This window comes from Candidatus Sulfotelmatobacter sp. (assembly GCA_035504415.1).
In the GTDB taxonomy this organism is placed as follows: Bacteria; Vulcanimicrobiota; Vulcanimicrobiia; order Vulcanimicrobiales; family Vulcanimicrobiaceae; genus Vulcanimicrobium.
Genome location: DATJRY010000011.1, coordinates 324,847 through 349,335, shown reverse-complemented (window position 1 = coordinate 349,335; position 24,489 = coordinate 324,847). Strand labels below are relative to the sequence as shown.

At 69.4% G+C, this 24,489-nt stretch carries 22 protein-coding genes and 1 pseudogene; 14 read left to right on the top strand and 9 right to left on the bottom strand.

All coding sequences use genetic code 11. From position 1 onward, the window contains the following. Nucleotides 1–368: 368 nt before the first annotated feature. Genes VMD91_08045 through VMD91_08025 form a run of 5 tightly spaced genes read right to left on the bottom strand, consistent with a single transcriptional unit; the run spans nt 369 to nt 3,257 of the window. Entirely contained in the window at nt 369–578 is a 210-nt protein-coding gene (locus tag VMD91_08045; protein ID HTW83999.1) for a KTSC domain-containing protein, read from the bottom strand. 40 nt (nt 579–618) lie between these two features. Further along, nucleotides 619–906, bottom strand: coding sequence for a hypothetical protein (locus VMD91_08040; GenBank protein ID HTW83998.1), 288 nt, complete (start codon nt 904–906; stop codon nt 619–621). Between the two features lie 4 nt (nt 907–910). Continuing rightward, the gene (locus tag VMD91_08035; GenBank protein ID HTW83997.1) at nt 911–1,840 is read right to left on the bottom strand and encodes a hypothetical protein; all 930 of its coding nucleotides are present in this window, start codon (nt 1,838–1,840) and stop codon (nt 911–913) included. Next, the gene (locus VMD91_08030) at nt 1,840–2,793 is read right to left on the bottom strand and encodes a hypothetical protein (protein HTW83996.1); all 954 of its coding nucleotides are present in this window, start codon (nt 2,791–2,793) and stop codon (nt 1,840–1,842) included. Before VMD91_08030 ends, VMD91_08035 begins: the two co-directional genes overlap by 1 nt. After that, nucleotides 2,790–3,257, bottom strand: coding sequence for a DUF2380 domain-containing protein (locus VMD91_08025; GenBank protein HTW83995.1), 468 nt, complete (start codon nt 3,255–3,257; stop codon nt 2,790–2,792). Before VMD91_08025 ends, VMD91_08030 begins: the two co-directional genes overlap by 4 nt. A 149-nt stretch (nt 3,258–3,406) precedes the next feature. Between VMD91_08025 and VMD91_08020 the strand changes: the two genes are divergently transcribed. After that, on the top strand, nt 3,407–5,518 hold the full coding sequence (locus tag VMD91_08020; protein ID HTW83994.1) for a hypothetical protein: 2,112 nt from the start codon (nt 3,407–3,409) through the stop codon (nt 5,516–5,518). Nucleotides 5,519–5,523: 5 nt separating this feature from the next. Here the strand turns inward: VMD91_08020 and VMD91_08015 are convergent, their stop codons facing one another. After that, a complete protein-coding gene (locus tag VMD91_08015; GenBank protein ID HTW83993.1) occupies nt 5,524–6,195 on the bottom strand; it encodes a GntR family transcriptional regulator in 672 nt (223 codons plus the stop codon). Nucleotides 6,196–6,246: 51 nt separating this feature from the next. On the opposite strand from VMD91_08015, the gene tcuA reads away from it, so the two are divergent. The 5 genes and pseudogenes from tcuA to VMD91_07990 all read left to right on the top strand — a co-directional run bounded on the left by tcuA (nt 6,247) and on the right by VMD91_07990 (nt 11,066). Beyond that, a complete protein-coding gene (gene tcuA, locus VMD91_08010; GenBank protein ID HTW83992.1) occupies nt 6,247–7,641 on the top strand; it encodes an FAD-dependent tricarballylate dehydrogenase TcuA in 1,395 nt (464 codons plus the stop codon). Beyond that, nucleotides 7,628–8,743: a tricarballylate utilization 4Fe-4S protein TcuB gene (gene tcuB, locus VMD91_08005; protein HTW83991.1), complete on the top strand. Its 1,116-nt coding sequence runs from the start codon at nt 7,628–7,630 to the stop codon at nt 8,741–8,743. Before tcuA ends, tcuB begins: the two co-directional genes overlap by 14 nt. A 71-nt stretch (nt 8,744–8,814) precedes the next feature. Continuing rightward, nucleotides 8,815–9,354: pseudogene (locus VMD91_08000) on the top strand (DsbA family protein). 65 nt (nt 9,355–9,419) lie between these two features. Beyond that, on the top strand, nt 9,420–10,484 hold the full coding sequence (locus VMD91_07995) for a cupin domain-containing protein (GenBank protein ID HTW83990.1): 1,065 nt from the start codon (nt 9,420–9,422) through the stop codon (nt 10,482–10,484). Between the two features lie 216 nt (nt 10,485–10,700). Beyond that, nucleotides 10,701–11,066, top strand: coding sequence for a LuxR C-terminal-related transcriptional regulator (locus VMD91_07990; GenBank protein ID HTW83989.1), 366 nt, complete (start codon nt 10,701–10,703; stop codon nt 11,064–11,066). Here VMD91_07990 and VMD91_07985 read toward each other — a convergent pair. After that, nucleotides 11,060–11,491, bottom strand: a complete 432-nt coding sequence (locus VMD91_07985) for a fatty acid desaturase CarF family protein (GenBank protein ID HTW83988.1) — start codon at nt 11,489–11,491, stop codon at nt 11,060–11,062. The two genes, VMD91_07990 and VMD91_07985, sit on opposite strands and share 7 nt — an antisense overlap. 96 nt (nt 11,492–11,587) lie before the next feature. Between VMD91_07985 and VMD91_07980 the strand changes: the two genes are divergently transcribed. The 8 genes from VMD91_07980 (at nt 11,588) to uvrA (ending at nt 22,252) form a co-directional block, all read left to right on the top strand. Further along, nucleotides 11,588–12,484 (top strand): alpha/beta hydrolase, encoded by an 897-nt coding sequence (locus VMD91_07980; protein ID HTW83987.1) that lies wholly within the window; start codon nt 11,588–11,590, stop codon nt 12,482–12,484. Between the two features lie 42 nt (nt 12,485–12,526). Continuing rightward, a complete protein-coding gene (locus VMD91_07975; GenBank protein HTW83986.1) occupies nt 12,527–12,925 on the top strand; it encodes a hypothetical protein in 399 nt (132 codons plus the stop codon). Next, on the top strand, nt 12,925–15,363 hold the full coding sequence (locus VMD91_07970) for a glycoside hydrolase family 38 C-terminal domain-containing protein (GenBank protein ID HTW83985.1): 2,439 nt from the start codon (nt 12,925–12,927) through the stop codon (nt 15,361–15,363). The genes VMD91_07975 and VMD91_07970 overlap by 1 nt, the downstream gene beginning before the upstream one ends. Beyond that, nucleotides 15,363–16,109 (top strand): HAD family hydrolase, encoded by a 747-nt coding sequence (locus VMD91_07965; GenBank protein HTW83984.1) that lies wholly within the window; start codon nt 15,363–15,365, stop codon nt 16,107–16,109. The genes VMD91_07970 and VMD91_07965 overlap by 1 nt, the downstream gene beginning before the upstream one ends. A 161-nt stretch (nt 16,110–16,270) precedes the next feature. After that, nucleotides 16,271–17,395 (top strand): hypothetical protein, encoded by a 1,125-nt coding sequence (locus VMD91_07960; GenBank protein HTW83983.1) that lies wholly within the window; start codon nt 16,271–16,273, stop codon nt 17,393–17,395. Between the two features lie 22 nt (nt 17,396–17,417). Further along, nucleotides 17,418–17,834, top strand: a complete 417-nt coding sequence (locus VMD91_07955; GenBank protein HTW83982.1) for a hypothetical protein — start codon at nt 17,418–17,420, stop codon at nt 17,832–17,834. Nucleotides 17,835–18,420: 586 nt separating this feature from the next. Then, nucleotides 18,421–19,173, top strand: coding sequence for a hypothetical protein (locus VMD91_07950; protein ID HTW83981.1), 753 nt, complete (start codon nt 18,421–18,423; stop codon nt 19,171–19,173). A 70-nt stretch (nt 19,174–19,243) separates the two neighbouring features. Next, nucleotides 19,244–22,252, top strand: a complete 3,009-nt coding sequence (uvrA, locus tag VMD91_07945; GenBank protein HTW83980.1) for an excinuclease ABC subunit UvrA — start codon at nt 19,244–19,246, stop codon at nt 22,250–22,252. On the opposite strand, the gene VMD91_07940 is transcribed toward uvrA, so the two are convergent. Both VMD91_07940 and VMD91_07935 read right to left on the bottom strand, forming a co-directional pair. Next, nucleotides 22,249–24,282: a methyl-accepting chemotaxis protein gene (locus VMD91_07940; GenBank protein HTW83979.1), complete on the bottom strand. Its 2,034-nt coding sequence runs from the start codon at nt 24,280–24,282 to the stop codon at nt 22,249–22,251. The two genes, uvrA and VMD91_07940, sit on opposite strands and share 4 nt — an antisense overlap. Then, a complete protein-coding gene (locus tag VMD91_07935) occupies nt 24,279–24,488 on the bottom strand; it encodes a hypothetical protein (protein ID HTW83978.1) in 210 nt (69 codons plus the stop codon). The genes VMD91_07940 and VMD91_07935 overlap by 4 nt, the downstream gene beginning before the upstream one ends. Between the last annotated feature and the right edge of the window lies 1 nt (nt 24,489).

Below are 24,489 nucleotides of genomic sequence, written 5' to 3'. Positions count from 1 at the left end.
GGAGGTTTACCAAAACTTCGTGTGTTTGTTTTGGGGACTCCTTCTAGCGGAGCTCGGTGCGATTGAGCGTTTAGCAAACGCGACAAGCATGCTCCACAAAGCGGACCAGTTTTACCTTCAAAACTTTCTCCGTGTGGCTGTGGCCAGGGCGGCGCAGGACGGCGAGTTAGATCGTATATTTGAAGCCGGATACCTAGGCGCGAGCCAACAGGTGCAGTGGATACTGAAGGCCGCAGCGAGCTAGCGGTGGTAAATTTTCGAGATAACCACCAGGGCGAAGGAATTCGCTCCTGTCCCCCCTCGCGGCCATATCGCAGCCTTGCTTGGCTCTCATGTTTCCGCGAGCACTGGGCGTCCCTGGACGCGAGTTACGTCCGCGTGAAGCGGAACTCGTCGCGGATGTGCTTGTTGAAGTACGTGCCCCGTGACTCCGAGCGCATCAGGCCGTCGTAGCGTTCGGGCGGCACGTCGTGATAGACGTAGATTTCCCGTGACCTGAACTCGACTTCGAGCTCGTGCGTGGTCGGCTCGTAGCCGACCGACCGAATCGTCGAAGAAAGGACCGCCACCCGTCGCATCGACACCCTCCGATGGGCAGAGTATACCGCGATTGGCGCGCTATTCGTCGAAACCCGCGTCGAGCAGCTCGGCCAGCCGCTCGCAGATGTCTTCGCCGCCGAGCTCGAGCTTGCCGTTGCCCCGGGCGACCGGCACCAGTTCACCGAAGCGCATGACGGTGTAGAGCATGACGTTGGTGCCTTCCATGGGGAGGACGACCAGTGAACGGTCACCGGCGGCCCACCGACAAATCAGCCCCACCACGTCCGGACCCTCGATCTGATCCGCATGCGTCGACTTCGCGCGCAGCAGCGAATCGAGCGAGGTGAAGTACTCGTCATAGTCCATCGCGTCAGCCGTGTTCGCCGAGCAAGAGGATCACGCCCGTATCGTTGTCGACGACGGCATACAGGAACGGGAGGGCGGTGACGATCTTTTCCGGGCGCGGGGGAATGGTCCAGTCACGGATCATCAAGCCACCCGTGCGCGCTCCGTGCTCTTCGACGTGCACGGCAACGCGATCGCGCATGACGACGAGTCGGTTGACCTCATAGTCGTCGTACGTCGCGCGCAGGTGCGAGCTGGTGGCGACGCTGTCGATGCCGGCATCGCTCATTTCGATCAGCGTCGGCGTGAATCCCGAGTTGAGCGCCGCCCAGCGTTCCGGCCAGAGGCTACTGCGGAGCGCGTCGAGCGTTGCACGTTCTCCAAGGAAGACAAACACGGAGCGCCCTCCGTCCTTGGTATCGAACCGCATGGCACGCACGCCGTCGTGCGACCAAAACGGAACCTGGCCACCGCGCAAGGGCATTGCCTTGTCCACCGGATCGTCGGTCGCGATCGTGACGTCGAGTCCACGCGGAAGAACGAAAACGCTGGTGCTGCCCGGACGCGGCGTCGGCGGCGGCCCGACCGTCGTATAGGTGACGCCCAGTTGACGCAGGTGGTCGGCCTCTCCGAGAAACGCGTCGGGCTCGTTGGCGGTGATCGCCACGCCGTGTGCCTCTAGGCGGTACAGAAGGGCTCGCTCGGGAGGGGGCGTCTGGCTCGCGCGGATCTCTTGCTTGAGCCACAGTAACAGCGGACTGACGGCGAAATCACCGGCGGAGAACTCACCGTCGGCGCTGTTGAAGCTCGTCGGAACGGGTCCTGATGCGAAGCGGGCGAGGCCCTCGCGGTTCAACGCCTCGACGACGGCGGTCGGCGGTGCTCCGGCGCCCAGCAACGGACCGATCAATGCGATGCAAAGCGTCGCGCCGGCAATCGCACGGATCGACCTCATCAAGTGTGCTCGCCGAGCAAGATGATCGCTCCCGTGTCGTCGTCGACGACTGCGTACAGAAACGACGGCGCCATCGGCAGTTCGTCGTAGTGTGGCGCGTTGCCCGGATCGTAGGTTCCTGGGAACACGTGCCATGACTGCTCGCGGAGCTGAACGGCGACGCGATCACGCGACACGAGCAGCCGCGCCGAACGTTGCATGCCGATTTGAGCGACCGAGGCGATGGTGTCGATGCCGAGGTCACTGACCCCGACGACGTTCTTCACGAACCCGCTCGTGAGAGTCACCCAGCGTTCGGGGTTCAGATGCTTGCGCATGGCGGCGAGCTTTTCGTGCGTGCCCCAGAAGAGAAACAGCGATCGCCGTCCGCTCGTCGTATCGAACCGAGCCGCGCGTATGTCGTCGAAGAACCACGTCAGAACCGGGACGTCGCTCTGGAGCCGCGACGAGGGAAAGGGCGGCAAGGCGTCGTCGGTCGCGATCCTGACGTCGGCGTCGCGGGTGAAGTCCCCGATGAGGATGAGACCCGCGTGCCGCGGGATCGGGGGATCGTCGACCTGGACGAAGGTCACGCCAAGGCTGCGCAGGTCCCCGGCGAGCTTCGCAACGCTCGTGGTTTCCGCGGCGTCCGCGTTGGCCGGAACACCCCACCGTACGAGCGCGTCGATCGTGATGCCGGACCGCCGCAAGCGGGCGAGGACCGACCGCGTCGCGTCGTCGCCGGCGCGATCACGGATCACGCCGCGGGACCAATCGAGCAGCGGGCTGACCGTCTCGTCGCCGCTGACGAATTGGCTGTAGACGTGACCCGGGTCGTCCTGGGCGAAGTGCGCGAGGCCGTCGCGGTTCATCGCCGCGATAACCTGGCCCGCGTCCGGGGTTCCGGCTCCAAGCAATGGGCCGGCCAACGCGACGCAAAGCGCCGCGCGCAGGATCATCACGAACGGATTCATCGTGCGGTCAGCGTGTGCGCCACCGCGACCGACAAGTCACCCTCGCCGGCGTACAGGGCCGCGTAGTCGCCTTTGTAGCCGAGCGAGAACGGGCCGGTGACGGCGCCGGTGCGCACGTCGACGACGGTGACGTCCATCCCCCAGATCAGCGCCATGTAGCGCGTTACCGAGCCGTACACGACCGCCCGCACGTGCAGCGCGCGGCCGACGGCGCGCGCACAGGCGGCGCTCGCGCAGGCGCGGTAGGGCGTGTTCTGATCGTAGCCGGCGCGCTCGAGCGCTCGCGCCACGGTGGGGCCCGGAACGGCGACCACGCCGTCAGCCGCGCGCGCCTGGCGCTCGAACTGGGCGACCAGCGCGCCGCGCTCGGCTACCGACGGCGCGATCGCGTCGGGCAGTCCCGTCTCGCCGACGGTCAGCGGCAACACGGCGTAGGCGGCGGCAACGGCCAGGAGCAGGTGCATCACGAGAGGGCCTCCGTGCGGGCCTCTTCGGGGGCGAGCCGACCCGAGCCCCGGCCGCCGGCGGGGACCTTGACGGCATACTTAAAGAAATAGTAGACTCGCTTGGGATTAGTCTTAGAGAAATAAGACTCAGGACGGGAGGCTTTTTGGTGCGGTTGGTCCGCTCGCTGGTGGGGTCGTGCGTTCTCGTCACGGCCGCCGTTCTGTGCCCCCTCGGGGCCGGGGCGGCCACACACCAGATCGCCGTTCCGACGGTCGCCTCGCCGCCGCCGCTCGATCCCAAGGCCGACGAGACGGCGTGGGCCGACGCGAAGGCCGTCACGCTGACCTGGGACGTGCAGCATCAGAAGCCGTCCAGCGAGTCGAGCGTTGCGCACATCGCCACCGACGGCACCTTCCTCTACGTGCGGTTCGACAACGCGCAGCGCGAGGGGCTGCTGCAGCAACAGCACACCAACGACGTCGGCGACGGCACCGACGACGAAGTCTGGGTCGACCTGTGGCCCAACGGGCCCAACGGTTTTTACTACCAGTTCGCCGCGACGTCGAACGGGACGCACTTCCAGTACTCCTCGGAGAACACGGCCTACGATCCGAGCTGGGAGTCGTTCGGCGCCACCGTCCCCGGCGGCTGGGTGACGACGATGAAGATTCCGCTCAAGGTCATCCGCGGGTCGGGCGCGAGCGATTGGCGCTTGCAGTTCGTGCGCGTCGTACGTTCGACCGGCGAGCGGCAGATCTGGAGCTGGGGGCCGTTGCAGACCAACGGCGACGACGTCAACTACGCCGGGCCCGCGATCGGGATGCCGCCGGCGGCCGTCAGCCGCGCGAAACCGCGCGTCGCCCTCTACGCGCTGGGCGCGCAAGGACACGACCCGGGCCTCTCGACCTCGCGCATGGGCGCCGACTTCTCGCTGCCGGTCACCGCGACGTCGTCCGTCTATGGCACCATTCACCCCGACTTCTCGAACGTCGAGGTCGATCAGCAGACGATCGCGCCGACCGCGTACCAGCGCGTCTACACCGAGGTTCGGCCGTTCTTCACTCAAGGCGCGAACTATTACGACCCGTTCGACTGCGACGTCTGTCCGGGCACCTATCAGCTCTACACGCCGTCGATTCCGACGCCGCGCGACGGCTACGCGTTCGAAGGAAAGCAGGGACTGTTCTCGTTCGCCGGCTTCGACGCGATCGGCGACGGCCGTGACGACGGCGCGACGATGCTGCAGATGCACACGCCGAACAACTACTGGAGCTACGCGATCCAGCAGGTCGACGCCGATCTGCCGGGGCTGGTCGACCGGACGACGACCACGGGCATCCACTTCAACGATTCGCAACACATCGACGCCTTCTTCAACTTCGGCGAGGACCAGAACACGGCCGTCCCCGACGACGACGGGCGCAACAAGCGCATCGACGGCGGCGCATACTACTACACCAACACCTACGGCCTGGGCGCCTCGCTGCGCGACTACGGCCAGTACTACACGCCGGTCGACGGCTACATCCAGCATCCCGATATCAGCGGCTACGCCGTCTTCCAGAACAAGGAGTGGCTGTTCCCTGCCACCTCGTGGCTGGACAGCATTCAGTTCTGGCAGTTCGAAGACCGCTATCACGACCACACCGGCGCGCTCGATCAGACCGACAACAACGTCTCGCTCGACGTCCTCATGCACGACTTGATCGACATCCAGGGCGGCATCGGCTCGAGCTACCTCCGACTGCCGAGCGGAATCTTCACGCCGGTCTCGCAGGACGGCATTCAGTTCACGTGGCACAGCGGCACCGCGAACAATCCCGGCAACAACGGCAACCACGGCTCGTCGGCGACGCCGACCGTCGTTTCGTGGAACGGCGGCCGCTTCGGCCCGGGCCGACTCGACGCGTGGCTGCGCAGCTCGACGATGCGCGCCGGCAAGCGCGCGACGCTGACGCTCGAGGCCGACGACACCGATCAGACGCTCGACCGCGGCGGTCGCAACGTGCAGTGGCTGGAGCGGGCCAGCTACAACTACGCCATCGGCGCGAACGAGTCGGTCGCGTTCGGCATCCGCCGCATCGACGGCACCGCGCCGCTGATCGACCAGACCGCGCCGCCGTTGTTCATCAACGCTTGGAACGTCTCGTTCGACTATCACAAGCGGGTCGGTCCGAACGAACTCTACTTCGCCTATGGCGACGCCAGCCAGGTCTACACCGTGCATCAGTGGATCCTCAAGCTGATCCACTACTTCGGCGCCGAGAAGGGCACCTGAGCGGATCAGCCGCGCGCGTTGCGGCCCGACGCGATCGAGGCGCGCAGCGCGGCGACGGCCGCGCCCAGGTGGTCGCGCATCGCGGCCTCAGCGCGGTCGGGATCGCGTGCGGCGATCGCCTCGACCAGCGACTCGTGCTCGTGGATCGAGCGGTCCGCGCGGCCCGGCTGCAAGATCGAGCGGTACTGAAACGAGACGCTCTGTGACTTGAGCATCGTCAGCAGCGCGGCGGCGGTGTGGTGGCGCGACATGCGGATGATCGTCGCGTGGAGGTCACGGTTGCGGTCGGCGTAGGCCAGCAGATCGCCCTGCCGGCGCAGCTCCTCGAGATCGCGCATGATCGTGCGCAGCTGCGCGACGTCGGCGTCGCTCGCGTTGACCGCGGCGTGCCGCGCGACCAGCGCCTCGAGCGCGCAGCGCGCCTCGACGATCTCGACCGCGTCGTGCTCGGAGACCAGCCGCACACGCGCGCCGCGGTTGTGCTCGCGCACGACCAGCCCTTCTTGCTCGAGCCGCGCCAGCACCACGCGCACGCTGCCCCGGCTGGTGCCGAGCCATTCGACCAAGTCTTTTTCGATCAGCCGCTCGTTGGGCTGAAAGCGCCCGGCGGTGATGGCTTCGCGCAGCCGATGGGTCGCGTCGCGATCCGCGCGCGACGAAGCCGCCTCGGTCTTCATGATCCTGTATTGACCTGGCAACATTATTGTCCTACAATCCGGCCGACAGAAATGTCTTCGGGCGAATTCGACGTCGTGGTCTGCGGGGGCGGAAACGCGGCCCTGTGCGCGGCGATCACCGCCCGGCGCGCCGGCGCGCGCGTGCTGCTGCTCGAGCGTGCGCCGATGCGGCTGCGCGGCGGGAACACCCGGCATACGCGCGACGTGCGTTTCGCGCACGCCGCGCCGAACGCCGCGGCGACCGGCGCGTATCCCGAAGCCGAGCTGTTCGACGACCTGCTGCGCGTCACCGGCGGCGAGACGAACGAGACGCTGGCGCGGCTGACGATCGGCGAGTCGACCACGCTGGCCGCGTGGATGGCCGAGCAGGGCATCCGGTGGCAGCGGCCCCTCACCGGCGCGCTGCATCTCGACCGCACCAACGGTTTCTTTTTAGGAGGCGGCAAACAGCTCGTCAACACCTATTACGATACCGCGCTGCGACTGGGCGTGGAGGTCGCGTACGAGGCGACCGTGCGCGCGCTGACGGCGGACGATCTGCGCGTCACCGACGTCGTCTACGAGCGTGAGGGACGTGAAGCACGCGTCGCGGCGGCCGCGGTGGTCGTGGCGGCCGGCGGCTTCGAGGCCGACGTCGCATGGCTGGCCGAGTACTGGGGCGAGGCGGCGTCGCGCTTCACGATCCGCGGTACGCCGCACAACACCGGCGTCGCCCTGCGCGCGATGTACGCGATCGGTGCGCAACCGATCGGCGATCCGCGCGGTTTCCACGCCGTCGCGGTCGACGCGCGAGCGCCACGCTTCGACGGCGGGATCGTGACCCGCATCGACGCGATCCCGTTCGGCATCGCCGTCGACGCGCGGGCGCGGCGCTTTTACGACGAAGGCGAGGACCTGTGGCCCAAGCGCTACGCGATCTGGGGCAAGCTGATTGCCGAGCTGCCCGGCCAAACCGCGTTCGCGATCTTCGACGCCAAGACGGCGCGGGGGTTCATCCCCTCGGTCTACCGGCCCGAACGCGCCGATACGCTGCCCGCGCTGGCGACACGGCTGGGCCTGTCGCCAGACGCGCTCGAAGACACCGTGCGCGCATTCAACGCGGCGGTGCGGCCCGGCGGGACGGTGCGCCTGGGCGAGCTCGACGGTTGCACGACCGACGGCCTGGTGCCGCCGAAGTCGAACTGGGCGCAGCCGATCGACACGCCGCCGTTCTTCGGCTACCCGCTGCGCCCCGGCGTGACGTTCACCTATCTCGGCGTCGCCGTGAACGCGGCCGCCCAGGTGCTGCGCGAGGACGGCGCGCCGTTCGACAACCTGTTCGCGGCCGGAGAGTGCATGGCCGGCAACATCCTCACCCGCGGGTATCTGGCCGGTTTCGGATTGACGATCGGCTCGACGTTCGGGCGGCTGGCAGGGACGGGGGCGGCACGCCGTGCTCGAGCTTGACCTGACGACGGAGCTGGACCGCCAGCTGTTGGTCTGCAACGCCTGCCGCTATTGCGAAGGCTTCTGCGCGATGTTCGGCGCGGCGCAGCTGCGCACGGCGATCGGCGACGGCGACCTCGCCTATCTCTCGAGTCTGTGTCACGACTGCCGGATGTGCTTCGACGCCTGCATGTTCACGCCGCCGCACGACTACGCGGTCAACATCCCGGCGATCATGGCGCAGGCGCGCGTGCAGACCTACGCGCGCTACGCCAGGCCCGCCGTGCTCGGCGCGCTGCTGCGCAGTCCGGCCCGAACGGCCGTCCTCGCCGTCGCCGCCGGCATCGCAATCGTGCTGTGCGCGGTGCTGCTCGCGTCCGGCGCCACCGCGCTCTGGACGCCCGCGCTCGGCCCCGGCGCGTTCTACCGCGTGCTGCCCTATACGGTGATGGTCACCGGCGCAACCGCGCTCGTCCTCGCCGGCGCGTTCGCGCTGGTGGTCGCCGGCCGCGCGTACGCGCGCGACATCGGCGGCGGCGCGCCGTTCGTTCGTGGATCGACGCTGCGCACCGCCCTGCGCGAAGCGCTCGCGTTGACGTACTTGCGCGGCGGCGGCGTGGGCTGTTACGACGAAGGCCGCGGGTCGAGCCGCCGGCGGATCTTCCACGGCCTGGTGTTCTGGGGCGTCACGGCCAACTTCGCGGCGACGACGCTGGCGGCAATCGGTCAGGAGTTCCTGCACCGCGTGCCGCCGTATCCGCTGTGGAGTCCGCCGGTCGCGCTCGGTGCGCTCGGCGGGATCGCGCTCGCGATCGGCGCCGCCGGCCTGTTCGTCGTCAAGCGACGCAGCGATCCCGCCCCGACGGCGGCGCGGCAGCTCGCGCTCGACGACGCGTTCCTCGTCCTGCTGGAGCTGGCCGCGCTCAGCGGCCTGGCGCTGCTCGCGCTGCGCACGACGCCGGCGATGGGAACGCTCTTGATCGTGCACCTGGGCACGATCGTCGGGCTGTTCACGACCGCGCCGTACGGGAAGCTGGTGCACGCGATGTATCGTTCGATCGCGCTGGTCAAGCACGCCGCCGAACGGGAAGCGACCCCGCACGGCCCGAACACGGACACGTGAGCACCGCACAGCCGCACGCCGACGAGCGCGTCCTGCTGGTCTGGTCGGACGTCGTTTGACCGTTCTGCTATCTCGGTTCGGTCTGGATCGAGCAGGCGGCGAAGGAAATGGGCGTCCGCACGCGCTGGCTGCCGTTCGAGCTCCATCCCGAGGTGCCGCCGAGCGGCGCTGACAAGCCGTTCTCGGACGCCCAGTGGCCGGCGATTCGCGCCCGGCTGACCGAGCTCGCGCGGCACGTGGGCCTGCCGATCGATCCGCCGCGGCGCAACGCCAACTCGCGGCTCGCGCTCGAGACGATGGAGCTGGTCCGCTCGCGTGCCGGCGACGACGCGGCGGCGACCTTTCATCACGCTGTGTCGCGCGCGTTCTTCGCCGACGGGGCGAACATCGCCGATCCGGACATCATCGCGACGCAAGCGGCGCCGTTCGGCATCTCGCGGGCCGACGTCGAATCCGCCTGGCAGCGCCACGCCTTCGCGCCGGCGGTGAACGCGTCGATCGCGGCGTCGCATGCGGCCGGCGTGCAGGGTGTCCCGGCCTACGGCTGGCCGAACCGCCGCGCGATCAGCGGCATGATGGAGCCGGAGCAGATCGTGCGGGCCTTGTCCTGATCGCACGGCCCGCGCGGAGCGGGCGGCGATGAGGAGCGGGACGGTTCGTGTCGGAAGTCTCCGGCATGCGCCAGACGGTCGTCCCCGGGATCTGGTCGTGGTCGGCGTGGCAGCCCGACCGCAACCTGGACTTCAACGGTTTCTTCGTCGAGACGCGCGAGGGAAATCTGGTCGTCGATCCGATCGCGCCCGACGACGCGCTGCTGGCCGAGCTGCGCGAGCGCGGCGTCGCGGCGGTGATCGTGACCAACCGCGACCACGAGCGCGGCAGCGCGGCCGTCGCCGCGGCGACCGGTGCGCGCGTCCTCGCGCCCGCGCTCGACGCGGCCGAGCTGACGCGCGCGCCCGACGCGACGTTGCAACCGGAAGACCTCGTGCACGGCTGGCGCGTGCTGGGCTTCGAAGGACTCAAGACGCCCGGCGAGGTCGCGCTGTTCGACCGCGCGCGCAAGGCCGTGATCGTCGGTGACGCGATCTGGGGGACGCCGGCGGGTGCGCTGACGCTGATGCCCGACGCGAAGCTCGCCGATCCGGCGCGCGCGCTGCTCGCGCTGCGCCGACTGCGCGCGGTCAAGCCCGATCACTTGCTGGTCGGCGACGGCGCGTGCATCTTCGGCAACGCGTACGCCGCGCTCAACGCGATGTTCGCCGCGCGCGACGGGGTCGCCACCTTCCGCGTCAACCTCGACGAGCTGCGCTTCTTCCAGGGTCTCGACGCGCCGCCGGCGTTCCGCGGCGCGTGGACGGCCGAGGTCGGCTATCTGCTCGGCGGGATGGAGCTCGGCACGGCGGCGTACCGGCTGCCGCCCGGCGTCCACCTGTGCCCGACGCACTGGCACGCGCGCGAAGAGGAGCTGCTGCTGGTGCTGCGCGGAGCGCCGACGCTGCGCATGCCGCAGGGAACGTTCGCGCTGCGCGAAGGCGATCTGGTCGCGTTTCCGGTCGGTCCCGCCGGCGCGCACCGGCTCTGGAACGACACGCAGGACGAGGTCGAGGTCCTGATGATCGCGCGCTACGCCTACGACACCGACGTCTGCTTCTATCCCGACTCCGACAAGGTGCTGATCGAGGTCGGCGACACGATCGTGCGCGCGAGCCCGGCGCTCGACTACTGGGACCGCGAGAGCTGATCGCTCCGTGGCCGTCGCAGCGCGGGCGCTGCTCGCCGCGCTGGCCGACGAGCCGCACGTCGTCTGGTACGACGCCGAACCGTGGGAGGCCGACGCGTTCGTCGCGCCGTTGCTGGCGCGGCTGTGGCTGGTGCGCCCCGAGAGCGGGCGCAGCGCGCTCGCGTTGGCGCAAGCCGGCGCGCCGAGCGCGGCGCAGGCACGCCGGGGCGCACGCGCGTGGCAAGCGGTCCGTTTGCCGGCCTGCTGGCGCGCCGCTTCGGCGATGTTCCGTTCGCCGATCGCGTGCGCGACCACGGGCACGCGCCGAGCGTCGAGCTGCTCCTCGCCCGGCGCGCGACCGGCGCCTCGCCGGCCCTCGCGCCGTCGGCCAAGGCGCCGGTCGAGCCGCTGACCGCGCGCGAGCACGAGATCCTTACCCTCTTGGCGACCGGTCTGAGCAACGGCGAGATCGCGCAGCGTCTGATCATCTCGCCGCGCACGGTCGAAACGCACGTCGCGCGGGTGACCGGGAAGCTCGGCGTCAACTCGCGCGCCCGCGCGGTGGCCCGGGCGATCGCGCTCGGCATCATCGCCGTTCAGTAGCCGCCGCGCGCCGGGGTGGCGCGGTGGACGCGCGCCCCGCAGCGCTCGGCGATTCGTTCCAGCCCGCGCCAGAAGCCGATCCGGTCGAGCACCGGATTCAGGAACGTCGTCGTCGTGCAGTAGCGCACGCCGTACGGGCGCTTGTGATGCAGCGCGTGGTGCGCGGCCGGCTGCAACACGCCTAGCCGCTGCAGCAGCGCGATCGCGCGCGGGGGGGTGCCGCAGTGTCCCCAGTAATGGATCCCGCCGGGGCGCTGATGGTGCTCGAGGTTCGGCAGGACGACCCACTTGTCGAGCAGCGGAGAGATGCCGGGACGCAGCCAGGTGTCTTCCGCCCAGTGGACGACGCCGGCCAAGAAGTCCGCCGCCAGCAGGCAGATGCACGCGTGCAGGACGATCGTCGCGGCGATGAGTGCGTATGTCATGCGCCGACGATAGCTCGGGCGTGCGCTGCGCCACGTCCGTAGTTCTACGGAACTTGCACGCTAGGGGCGGGGCCGGGGCTGCCGAAGCCCGCGCGGGTGGGTGAAGCGGCTTTCGTCACGACGCGCGACGCACGGATCGCATATCTCGAGCACGGACCGCGCGAGGGCCGTCCGCTGCTGCTCGTGCACGGCTTCCCGGACGACGCGCGCACCTGGGACGCGCTCGTCCCGCCGCTCGTCGACGCCGGGTTTCGCACCATCGCGCCGTGGGTGCGCGGCTTCGGTCCGACGACGCTGGCCGAGGGTGCGGCGCGAACCGGCGAGATCGCGGCGCTGGCCGCCGACGTGCTCGCGCTGGCCGATGCGCTGGAGTTCGAGCAGTTCGACTACGTCGGCCACGACTGGGGTGCGCGCGCCGGCTACGCCGCCGCGGTGCTGGCGCCGGAGCGGTTTCGCAGCCTGACCGCGCTGGCCGTCGCCTACGGAACGAACGTCGCCGCGCAGCGGCTCTCGGTCGATCAGGGCCGCGCGTATTGGTACCAGTGGTACTTCGCGACCCCGCGCGGCGAGGAGGAGCTGCGCACGAACCGGCACGCGTTCTGCCGGTCGTTGTGGGGCCACTGGTCGCCCGGCTGGCATCCGACCAGCGAAGAGTACGACGTGACCGCGGTTTCGTTCGCCAACCCCGACTTCGTGCCGATCGTCCTCTCGTCGTATCGCCAGCGCTGGGGTTTCGTTCCCGGGGCGGAACGCTACGCGGCCGAGCGCGCCGCCCTGGAGGGCGCACCGCACGTCACCGTCCCGACCCTGGCGCTGTTGGGACGCGACGACGGCGCGACCTTGCCGGCCAGCGCCGACGGCAGCGCGGCCCTGTTCGACGCGCCGTACGAGGTGCGGATCGTGCCGGATTGCGGTCACTTCCTGCAGCGCGAGCGACCGGCCGTCGTCGCCGACGCGCTGTTGGCGCACTTGCGCGAACGCGACGCCGTGTAACCCGCAGGAACGTGGCGCTCGCGCGCCACAGGCAAGGAGACGATGCTCGATCTCGTTCTGGCCGCGGCGCTGGCCGCCGACGTCTCGCCCTGCGCCGATCTGCTCGTCGCCACGCCCAAGCTGCAGATCGTGAGCGCGCCCAACCGCGGCTTCGACAACGCGATCGTCACCGTCGACGTGCGCAATCGCGGTGTCGTCGCGCAGCCGAACGACACGCGCCAGCACCTGGAGATCGTCCAGAACGGCACCGTCCTGGGTGCGCAGCCGATTCCGCCGCTGGGCCCGCAGCGTCACTATCCCGCCGCGTTCCGCATCCAGCTGCCGGCGCGCAAGACGCACGACCCGCTGGCGGTGACGTTCCGCTACGTGCTCGACTCGCACAACGCCGCCCAAGCCAACTGTTCGACGCACAACGACCTGCTGCACGCGGTCCTGTCCTGATGCATGCGCGGCTCGCCGTCCGCGCGCGCGCCGACGCGACCGTCACGCTGGGCGCGGCCGTCACCTTCCCCGACGGCCCGCTGCACCTGACGTATCATACGCGCACCGGCGCGTTGTTGCGGATCGACGGCGTCGTGCGCGGCGCGTTCGACGTGCAGCACGCGACGATCGCGCTGCCGCCGCAGCCCGGCCGGCACGAGGTGACGCTCGAGGTCGAGCGCAGCTCGGTGCCGACCAGCGGCCTGCCGGCCGGCGACGGCGTGCGCTGGCGCTGGATGCTGGCGCACGCGGCGCAGCGTCCCGCCCAGGTGCTCACCGTCGAACCGGCGCCGGCCGACGGCGCGGGCGAGACGATCGACGTGCCGCTGGTCGGGCACGCCCACCTCGACGTGGCGTGGCTGTGGACGTACGACGCGACGCGCCGCAAGGCGCTGCGCACGTTCGCGACCGCGCTGCGCCAGGTCGAGACGACTCCCTATGTCTTCGCGCAGAGCCAGCCGCAGCTCTACGCCTGGGTCGCGGCCGCCGACCGCGCGTTGTTCGAGCGCATCCGCGCGCGGCTGGGCGGCGGCTGGGACGCGGGCGTCGCGACGATGTGGGTCGAGCCCGACTGTCACGCGCCCAGCGGCGAGTCGCTGCTGCGCCAGTTCGCGCACGGGATCCGTTGGATGCGCGACGAGCTGGGCGTCGAGCCGACCGTGGCGTGGCTGCCCGACAGCTTCGGTTTCCCCGGCTCGTTTCCGACGCTGGCCGCGCACGCCGGCGTGTTCCGTTTCGCGACCACCAAGCTGCAGTGGAACGAGGTGACGCGCTGGCCCTATCCGCAGTTCCGCTGGATCGGCGACGACGGCGCGACGCTGACCGCGGCGGTCGTCGACGCGTACGAGGGCGGCGTCGGCGAACAGCGGCTGGCGAAGGCGCGCACGCGCCACGAGCCGCTGGTCGTCGGGTACGGCGACGGCGGCGGCGGCGCGACCGACGAGCAGCTCGCGCAGGTCGGCCCGGGCTCGCACGGGTGGACGCGCCTGGAGGACTGGTTCGCCGGCGTGAGCGCGCGGCCGTTGCCCGACTACCGCGGCGAGCTGTACCTGGAGACGCACCGCGGGACGTACACGACCCATCACGACGTCAAGCAGCGCAACGCGGCGTGCGAGCGCGGCCTGGCGCGGGCGGAGGAGCTGGCGGCGTGGTGCGTCGCCGTCCGCGCGCCGGAGACGGTGCGCCGCGCGCTGGCCGACGATCTGCGCACCGCGTGGCGGATCGTGCTGCGCGGGCAGTTCCACGACGTCTTGCCGGGGACGTCGATCACGCCGGTCTACGCCGACGTCCACGCCGACTACGATCACGTCGAAGCGATCCTCGAGCGCGTCGCCGCCGCGGCGCGCAGCATCTTGCCGCGCAGCGACGTGCGCCCGTCGGTCTCGGCGCCGGTGCGCCCGCACGCCGACGGCGACGGTTGGATCGTCGAGAACGACTTCGTGCGCGCGCGCCTGCGCGCCGACGGCACGGTCGACGAGCTGAGCGCGCGCGACGGCGCGAACGTGGTCTCGGTGGCGAACGGGATCGTCGCGTTCGTCGACAAGCCCAAGCGCTGGGATGCCTGGAACGTCGACGCGGGCTACGAGCGCCGGCCCGTGCGGGTGCGGCCGAACGACGCGCGGCTCGAGGACGACGCGCTGCGCGTGCAGCTGGCGGTCGGCAAACGCTCGCGCGCGACGATGCGCGTCGCGCTGCACGAAGACGAGCCGTGGCTGCGCGTCGAGCTGGCCGTCGCCTGGCACGAGGACCACGTGCTGTTGCGCGCCGAGCACCGGGTCGCGCTCCCCGCGCAAACGGTGCGCTTCGGCGAACCGCACGGCACGCGCGTGCGCACCGCCTATCCGACCACCGACGCGGAGCGCGCGCGTTTCGAGGTCCCCGGTCAGCGCTGGGCGCACGTCGCCGCCGGCGAGCGCGGGCTGGCGGTGTTCACGTCCGACCTCTACGGTTGGAGCGCGCTCGGCCTCAAGAACGGCGGCGTGCGGCTGGGCACCTCGCTGTTGCGGTCGCCGCGCTGGCCCGATCCGAACGCGGACCGCGGCGAACGCCGTCTCTCGTACGCGCTCGTGCCGACCGCCGGCGCGACGATCTCGGCGCTCGAGCACGGCTGGCTGGCGTACGCCGAGGAGGAACGCGTGCGGCTGTTCACTTGCGAGGACGACGCGGTGCTGGTGGTGGCGACCTATCCGTCGGACGACGGCGGCGGCGTGGTCGTGCGGGTGCGCGAGCTCGACGGCGCGAACCGCGCGGTCGCGCTGCGCTGCGGCGGACGGATGCGCGAGGCGCAGCCGATCGACGCCGTCGAACGCCCGATCGCCGGCGACGCGTCGATCGTCGACGAGGAGCTGCGCTTCGCGCTCGGCGCGTTCGCGCTGCGCTCGTTCCTGGTGCGGTTCTGATGGCGCGCGCGATCGACTGCGTGTTGTTCGACCTCGACGACACGCTCCACGACGATACGACCGCGTACCGCGCGGCGGCCAAAGCGGCGGCCGAGATGGTGGCACGCGAGCGCGGCGTCGACGCGCAAGCGCTGGCCGACGCCTACGACGGCGAGGCGATGACGTTCTGGCACTCGCTGACCGCGGAGTCGCTCAACCGCGCGATCGGCGACGAGCGCCAGCGCATGTGGGATACCGCGCTGCGCGCCGTCGGCATCGACGACCCGGCGCTGGCCGCGCGTGCCGCGCAGGCGTACGTCGCGGCGCGCGCCGACGTGCTCGCGCTCTCGCCGGGGGCGCTCGACGTGCTGACGAACCTGCGCGCGCGCGGCTGCCGGCTGGGCCTGGTGACGAACGGCTTCGCCGCGACCCATCACGACAAGATCGATCGCCTCGGCCTGCGCGAGAAGATGGACGCGTTCTTCCTGGCCGACGAGGTCGGGATGGTGAAACCCGATCCCGAGCTGTTTCGCCACGCCTGCGCAGTGCTGGGCAGCACGCCGGAGCGCACCGCGATGGTCGGCGACCGTTACGAGCGCGACGTCGTCGGCGCGGCCGAGGCCGGCTTGTTCACCGTCCTGATCGACGTCCACGCGATCCCGTTGCCGGAGGGCGCGCGCCCACCCGACGCGACGATCGTCGCGATCGAGGACGTCCTCGGCGTCATTCCGCTCGCGGACGCGCTTCAACGCGACTCCGGTTCCTAGCAGTTCGAATAACGTGAACATATAGCACCTTCTCGCAATTTGCTTGACAGGTAGGGCTCCGATTCGTTAGCGATTAGGCACACGAGCGATCGCATGTTTCGTTTTCGGGGGTTGCCGACTTGCACAAAATCTTGCTGAGAACGCTGCCATTTGCACTGCTCGTGATCGCTGCCGCGTGCGCGGGCGCAGGGAACGTCGCGCCGTCACGTGGCGGCGCGCTCGTGCCGTCTTCCGGACAGTCCCTCGGCTATGAGCGCGTCGATGGCAAAAGCGACGGCGGTACGGTCGTTGGTCCGGCGTTACCGGTGCTCTATTTGCCGCCGCGGACATCCGTCAAAGCGACCGGCAGTATCCTGCGCGTTGCTCCCGCGCAGACCTGTCCGACCTGCTTGCCGACGATAAAACCGACGGTAGTACCGACCACGACGCCGGCGCCGGTATCGACCGCGGGCGTTGCTGAGAACGGCATGTCGCCGCTGTCTTCGTCCAACTATGCGCTCGTCATACCCCAAGGTGGCTCGGGATCGCTCTCGTTCTGGTGTTCGACCAACGTCGGAGGTGTGCTGGAAGGCTGTAATCCCGCCGACACGATCGACTGGTTCATCATAAGTCCATTTGGCGGCGGGATCTCGGAGAGTTGGTCGTCGCCAACGACGGCCGGGAACGCGCCGAACGTTTTGAACATCGCGGCTTCGTTGGCGACGAATCCGGGCCCGTTCATCTCGACGATCAACCTCGAAGACATGGATACCGGTTCCGTCGCTCCGCCGTACACCGTGACGATTCTCGTTACCGGAGCATCACCGCAGCCGACGCCGACGGTTCAACCGACGGCCCCGCCGCCGCCGCCGCCTGCGACGCCGCCGCCGGGCGGAACATCTCTCGGCCAAGCGATTGCGAACCAGGCGGCCTCAGCCTATGCGAGTCGGATGTCGAGCAAGAACGCGCCGGGGACGAACAACGGCGTCGAGGGGTGCGCCTGGGCGGTCAATCAGATATTGCAGGCGATCGGACTGGCGCCTTTGGGTGTGAATCCGTTGAACGTCGCATCTGTCGAAGCGGCACTTCAGGCGGGACGCGGAGTCCAAATCACGCAGGCGAACACGATGCCGGGCGACCTCGACATTCAGAACCAGGATGGACACATCGGGATCTGCATGAACGCGGGATGCACCACGGTCTACTCGAACTCCAGCAGTAACGCCGCGTTCGTCTGGGTTTCGGGACCGTCGTTCCCCCCGTCGTATCCCAATCTACCCTCACGATTCTACCGAGTCCTCAAGTAAGCCGAAGATCATGGTGAATGACATGAAGCACAGTGTGGCCTACGCGTTTCGCCTGCTCGCGCTTGCCGTCGCGGCAGGGATCGCGATCGCGTCGAGCGGATCGACCGCCTCGGCACAGGCCGCCCCCGGACCGGAGACCGTGGCGTTGCAGTACCTGACGAACCTCGGCTTCACGAGCGTGACCTTTCCATCCGGCGTCGTCGAGAGTAACTGCCCGACGGGCTACCGCTGCACGTTTGGGTTCCTGGCCTTGGTCCCGTATGAAGTCGGCGGCAACGGAGGCGGCGTCGCGCTGGTGGCGATGGGAACGTTGACGAATCCCAATGCGGGAAGCGTCATCGCGAACGTCGGCGGAGCGATGGACGTCGCCGACCTCGAATCCTACGGCGTCGTCGCCTCCCAGGCGGAGAGTTTGATTTCGCAATTCGATGCGCTTTAGCGGCTGGACGGTTCTTGCGGCGGTGATGGTCGGGCTCTCCCTGGGAGCCGTGGCATCGCCGCCGGTGTCGTTCGCTCGGGCGGCCGCGCTCGGGGGCACGTGCGATCCGCGTACGGTCGACGAGCTTCGAGCGGCGGACAGCGCGATAGAAGCGGGAACCTCACGCATGTCTGCTGCCGATCAAATGGCGCTCTACGAGAGACTGAGTCAGGCGCTCTACGCCTGCGCAATGCGTCGTTCATCGGCCGCTTGGGGCCCGCCCGGAGAGAATTCGCGGAATGGCGACCTCTTCGACTCGGCGGCCTACGCTGCGGCGGGCGCTGTCGCGGCCCATCAAGCTCACGATCGCGACCGCGAGTGCAGACTGTTGCGTACCGCGGCCGAGCGATACCGAGCCTTGAAGTCGCGCAAGCCCGAGCCGCAGGACAGCGGGAGGTATCCCCAGTTCGCCGCCGGCGCGGCCGCCGGAGAGGCGCGCGCGCGGCGTTTGATCGCCACGGATTGTCCGTAGAGCGCGCCACGGTCGCGATTCCGCTCGCGTCGCCCCGGGAACCGGGCGCTTGAAGGACGAACCTGCCTGACCATCATGGTCGAGCAACCGATCGAAAGCATTTTCGCCCGCTCCTGGGCGCTCCTCAACCGCAACTGGATCATCATCGTGCCGGGGATCGTCATCGGCCTCATCGTCGGCGTCGCCACCGGTCTCTTGGCGCCCCAGACGACGGTCATCGATGCCAACGGTCAATCGGTCACGACGTTCGGCGGCAACTTTTGGGGGAGTCTACTGCTGGGCCTGATCGGGCTGATCGGGTACATCGCCACGGTCGCCTATACGACCGGCATGGCCGGCGCGGCCTGGCTGCAGGGGACCACGACGCTCGCCGACGGGACGCGCATCTTCGAACGGGACGCGGGCCGCATCGTCCTGGTCGGGCTCGGGCTGCTCGTGCTGGCGGTGATCGCCGTCGTGCTCTTGATCCCGACCCTGGGCCTGGCGTTCCTCGCCTACGTGCTCTTCACGCTGTACGCGTTTCCCGCGGCCATCGTCGGCGACCGGCCGGCCGGTGCCGCCATCAGCGAGTCGCTCCGCCTCGCGGTAGCGCGCTTCTTCCCCACCCTGATCGTCGCGGTGGTCGTCTTCGGGCTGCGACTGCTCGGCGGGATCGTCGGGGCCGCGTTGGGCTTCGCGCCGCTGATCGGACCGATCGTCGGGGCGATCGTCACCCAGGTCGTCGTCGCCTACGCCACCCTGCTGGTGGTTGGCGAGTACCTCAACCTCGAGCGCGCCGGAACGGTCCCCCCGACCCCAACCCCGCCGCCGCCGCCGGCCCCGTACTGAGCGAGCCGAGCGACCGTCTGATCGCCTTTCCGGCGGCAACCTTCGCCGCGGAAATGCGGTCATATGTTCGATGCCGGACGGGACCACGCACGCCCTCGACGCGATCGTCATCAAGGGCGCACGGGAGCACAACCTCAAGAACGTCGACCTGACCCTCCCCCGCAACCGGCTGATCGTGATCACCGGCCTGTCCGGGTCGGGGAAGTCGTCCCTGGCCTTCGACACCATCTACGCCGAGGGGCAGCGCCGCTACGTCGAGTCGCTCTCGTCCTACGCCCGGCAGTTCCTGGGCCAGATGGAGAAGCCCGACGTCGATTACATCGAGGGGCTCTCGCCGGCGATCTCGATCGACCAGAAGTCGACCTCGCGCAACCCGCGCTCGACGGTCGGCACGGTCACCGAGATCTACGACTACCTGCGGCTGCTCTACGCGCGCATCGGCCAGCCCCACTGCTACCAGTGCGGGCGTGAGGTCTCGGCCCAGACCGCCGAGCAGATCGTCGAGCAGATCCTGCAGTTTCCCGAGGGGACGCGGATCCAGCTGCTGGCGCCGGTCGTGCGCGGGCGCAAGGGCGAGTACACCAAGCTGTTCGAGGAGATCGCCAAAGAGGGCTTCGCGCGCGTGCGGGTCGACGGCGAGATCCGCGAGCTGCGCGAGAAGATCGACCTCGACAAGAAGCGCAAGCACACGATCGAGGTCGTGGTCGACCGGCTGGTCGTCAAGCCCGACGTGCGCGGGCGGCTGACCGACTCGATCGAGACGACGCTCAAGCTCGCGACCGGCATCGTGACCGTGCTCTACCAGGGCAAGGTCAACGAAGGCACCACCAAGAGCAACAACGAGCAGTGGGTCGAAGCGACCTTCAGCGAGTCGTTCGCCTGCGCGTACTGCGGCATCTCGTTCCAGGAGCTCGAGCCGCGCCTGTTCTCGTTCAACTCGCCCTACGGCGCGTGTCCGGCGTGCAGCGGCCTGGGCGTGAAGATCGAGATCGATCCGTGGAAGGTCATCCCCGACCGCACCAAGTCGATCGCCGACGGCGCGATCGTGCCCTGGTCGAAGAACATGGGCTCGGGCCGCTACCCCTCGACCAACCCGTACTACATGCAGCAGGTCGAGCGGCTGTTGCGCTCGCGCCGTTGCAAGGCCTCGACGCCGGTCGAAGATTTGCCGGAGGACGTGCTCGATACGATCCTCTACGGCGCCGACCGCAAGCAGAAGTTCGTCTACGAGTCGCGCTCGGGCAAGCAGTGGGAGTACGAGTCGCAGTTCGAAGGCGTCATCAACAACCTGCAGCGCCGCCACAGCGAGACCTCTTCCGACTACGTGAAGGAAGAGATCGAGAAGTACATGAGCGCGTCGACCTGCAAGGTCTGCCAAGGCGCGCGGCTCAAGCCCGAGGCGCTGGGCGTGTTCGTCGCCGGCAAGAACATCCACGAGACGACGACGATGTCGGTCGAGGCCGCGGCGGCGTTCTTCGCCGACCTGACGACCACCGAACGCGAACAGAAGATCGCGCACCAGATCCTCAAGGAGATTCGCGCGCGACTGGGCTTCTTGCAGAACGTCGGGCTGGGCTACCTGAACCTCTCGCGCACGGCCACCACGCTCTCGGGCGGCGAGTCGCAGCGCATTCGGCTGGCCACCCAGATCGGCAGCTCGCTGGTCGGCGTGCTCTACATCCTGGACGAACCCTCGATCGGACTCCATCAGCGCGACAACGACCGGCTGTTGGCGACGCTCGAGACGCTGCGCGACATCGGCAACACGCTGATCGTCATCGAGCACGACGAGGACACGATGCGCGCCGCCGACGTCATCGTCGACATCGGCCCCGGGGCGGGCGCTGAGGGCGGCCACGTGCTCAGCGTCGGCGACATCGCGCAGATCGAGGCCAACCCGCGGTCGCTGACCGGCGCGTACCTCTCGGGCCGGCAGTTCATCGCGATTCCCAAGCACCGGCGCAAGCCGCGCAGCCTGCTGACCGTCGTCAACGCCAAGGCCAACAACCTGCGCGGGATCGACGTGGAGATTCCGCTCGGCGTCTTCACCTGCGTGACCGGCGTCTCGGGTTCGGGCAAGTCGACGCTGGTCAACGAGGTCGTCGTCAAGGCGCTCGACCAGCACCTGCACCACCAGCCGGCGGGCGGAACGTACGGCCGCGTCAAGGGCGCCGAGGCGCTCGACAAGATGGTCGTCATCGACCAGTCGCCGATCGGCCGCACTCCGCGCTCGAACCCGGCGACCTACACCGGCGCGTTCGACCTGATCCGCGAGCTGTACTCGCTGGTCCCCGAAGCGAAGATGCGCGGGTACACGCCGGGGCGTTTCTCGTTCAACGTCAAGGGCGGCCGCTGCGAGGGCTGTCAGGGCGACGGCATCGTGAAGATCGAGATGCACTTCCTGCCCGACGTCTACGTGCCGTGCGAGGTCTGTCACGGCAAGCGCTACAACGCCCAGACGCTGGAAGTGAAGTTCAAGGGCAAGTCGATCGCCGACGTGCTCGCGATGCGCGTCGACGAGGCGGCCGAGCTGTTCGCGACGATGCCGCGCATCGCCAACAAGCTCAAGACGATCTGCGAGGTCGGCTTGGGCTACATCCAGATGGGCCAACCGGCGACGCAGCTCTCGGGCGGCGAGGCGCAGCGCATCAAGCTGGCCACCGAGCTGTCACGCCGCGCGACCGGACGCACCTTCTACGTCCTCGACGAGCCGACGACGGGCTTGCACTTCGCGGACATCCACAAGCTGCTCGACGTGCTGCAGCGACTGGTCGGGATGGGCAACACCGTGCTGGTCATCGAGCACAACCTCGACGTCATCAAGACCGCCGACTATTTGATCGACCTCGGCCCCGAGGGCGGCGACCGCGGCGGCACGATCGTCGCCACCGGCACGCCCGAAGACGTCGCCGCGAACCCGGAGTCGCACACGGGGACGTATCTGCGCGGCGTGCTCAGCGACGAGCGCGCGCTGGGCCGCATCCACGCCGATCCGGCGCGGATCGCCGAGCTGGAGCGCGAGAACCGCGCGCAGCTCGACGATTTGGCCCAGAACGGACGCGTCCCGGTCGAAGCCTAAGCGGCGGAGTGCAGCGAACGCTCCGCGAGGGGCGCCAGCATCTGCATGTCGCTGCCGCCGCCCAGCGCGGCCGCCGCCTCGTCGATCTGGAAGCGCGCGACGAGCTCGTCGAGGCGTTCGGCCTGCTCGCGCAGCGCGCGGGCGGTGGCGTCGATCTCTTGCACGCCGGTGGCGAGCTCGCTGGTCGCGCGCGCCGCTTGCTGCGCGGCCGCCGACTGCTCTTCGGCTGCCGCGGCGACGGGCAGGATGGTCGAGGTGACCGACTCGGTGGTGGCGCGCATCTCCCCGGCGGCGGCCGCGTTCTGCTCGACGCCAGTGGCGGCCAGCGCGACGCTGCTGGTGACGCGGGTCGAGGCGTCGCGCATCGCGTGCGCGCGCTCGGCCAGCTCTTCGGCGACGCTGCGCGTCGTGTCGATCGCGCTGCGCACGCCGGCCAGCGCGGCGGCGGCGCGTTCGGCGACGTGCAGTCCGCCGTCCATCGAGGCGCCGGAGGCGCGCATCGCGTTGGCGGCCTTCACGGTCTCGGTGCGAATCGCGGAGAGGATGGCGCTGATCTCGCGGGTCGCGTGCGCCGACCGTTCGGCCAGCTTGCGGACCTCGTCGGCGACGACCGCGAAGCCGCGGCCGTGCTCGCCGGCGCGCGCCGCTTCGATCGCGGCGTTGAGCGCGAGCAGGTTGGTCTGGTCGGCGATCTCCTCGATCGTCGAGACGATCTCTTCGACTTGCAGCGAGCGCTCTTCGAGCGCGACCATCGCTTGGGCGGCGTTCTGCGAGACGTCGCGCAGCTCGCGCATCGCGCGCTGCGTCTCGTCGACGGCCTGATTGCCGCCGCTGGCTTGCGCCGTCGCCTCGCGCGCCGTGCGCGCCAGCTCGCCGCCGTGCGCGGAGAGCGACTCGATGCCGTCGTCGAGCTGCTGCAAGCCGGTCGTCGCGGCTTGAATGGCGTCGGCTTGATGCGCGGCGCCGCGGGCGATCGCTTCGGCCGAGCGGGCCAGCTCTTCGATCGCGGTGCCGGCCGAGACGATCTGCGCGGCCTGGTCGCTGGCGCCGCCGGCGACGCTGTCGACCGAACGCGCGATCTGTTCGACCGCGGTCGCGGCTTGGTTGGCGGCGCTCGAAGTCTGCTCGGACGCCAGCGCCAGGCTGCGCGAGGAGCCCATCACGCCGCCGATCAGCTGCCGCAGCGAGCCCAGCCCGGTGTTGACCTGATCGCCGATCGTCGAGAGGCCGTCGGCCAGCTCGTTGTAGCTCTCCATCAGATCGGTGACGTCGTCGCCGTCGCCGTCGACGAGATGCTCGCGGTGCGAGGAGAACGCGCCGCGCAGATCGCCGCCGGCCAGCCGCGTCAGCACGGCGGAGAGCGCGACCAAATCTTCGCGCACGATCGTGCGCAGCGCGGCCGAGACCGCGGTCAGGCGCTTCACCAGCCGGCGCGCCAGCAGTCCGCTGACGAAGAAGGTGACCACGAGGGCGAAGATGCCCAGGCCGACCATCAGCAGCTCCGTGCGGTGGATCTCGTCGTCGAATTGCTGCGACGCCGCGTTCGCCGCGGTGTTCGCCTTCGCGAGCGTGTCGGAGACGGCGTCCTTGAGCGCGGTCACGTCACCGCTGTAGCCGCGGGCCGCTTCGGCGCCGGCCGTGCCGGCGGCGATCGCCTTGACGGCGTCGGCCTCGCGCGTGTCGACCTCCGCCAGCGTCGAGGCCACCAAGTCGAGGTCGACGCTCGGCAAGAGCGCGTGGTGCTTGCGCAGGAAGTCGAGGTCGTCGTCGGACTCTTTCTGCGCCTCCTCGCGGGCCTCGAGCTCAGCGGGACTCTTGGTGAGCGCGTAGCCGCGGACCGAGGACTCTTGGGCGTTGAGCTGGAGCAGAATGTCTCGGGCATGGGCACGGAACGACGTCTTGGCCAGCATCCCATCCTTGAGGTGCTGCATGTGGTCGAATGCGAGCCAGACCCCACCGACCGTGATCCCGAGCGCCGCGATCGGAATCGCGAACGCACCGGCGATCGTCAAGCCGGTCCGAGCCTTCACGGCTGCGCCAGGGCCGCCGACGGGTCGGCCGACGCGGCGATCGCGGCGGGAAGTGCGGACAGATAGGCTGCCGAGTACGCTGCCGGAATGTGCATGGTAAAGTTTTCGGCCGGAAGCGGCGTCGCGGCCAGCGAGGCGCTGTAGAGGCTCAGCAGGCCGGCAACGGCCAGCGTCATCAATCTCGAGCGGTCCTGGGCCTGGTACATG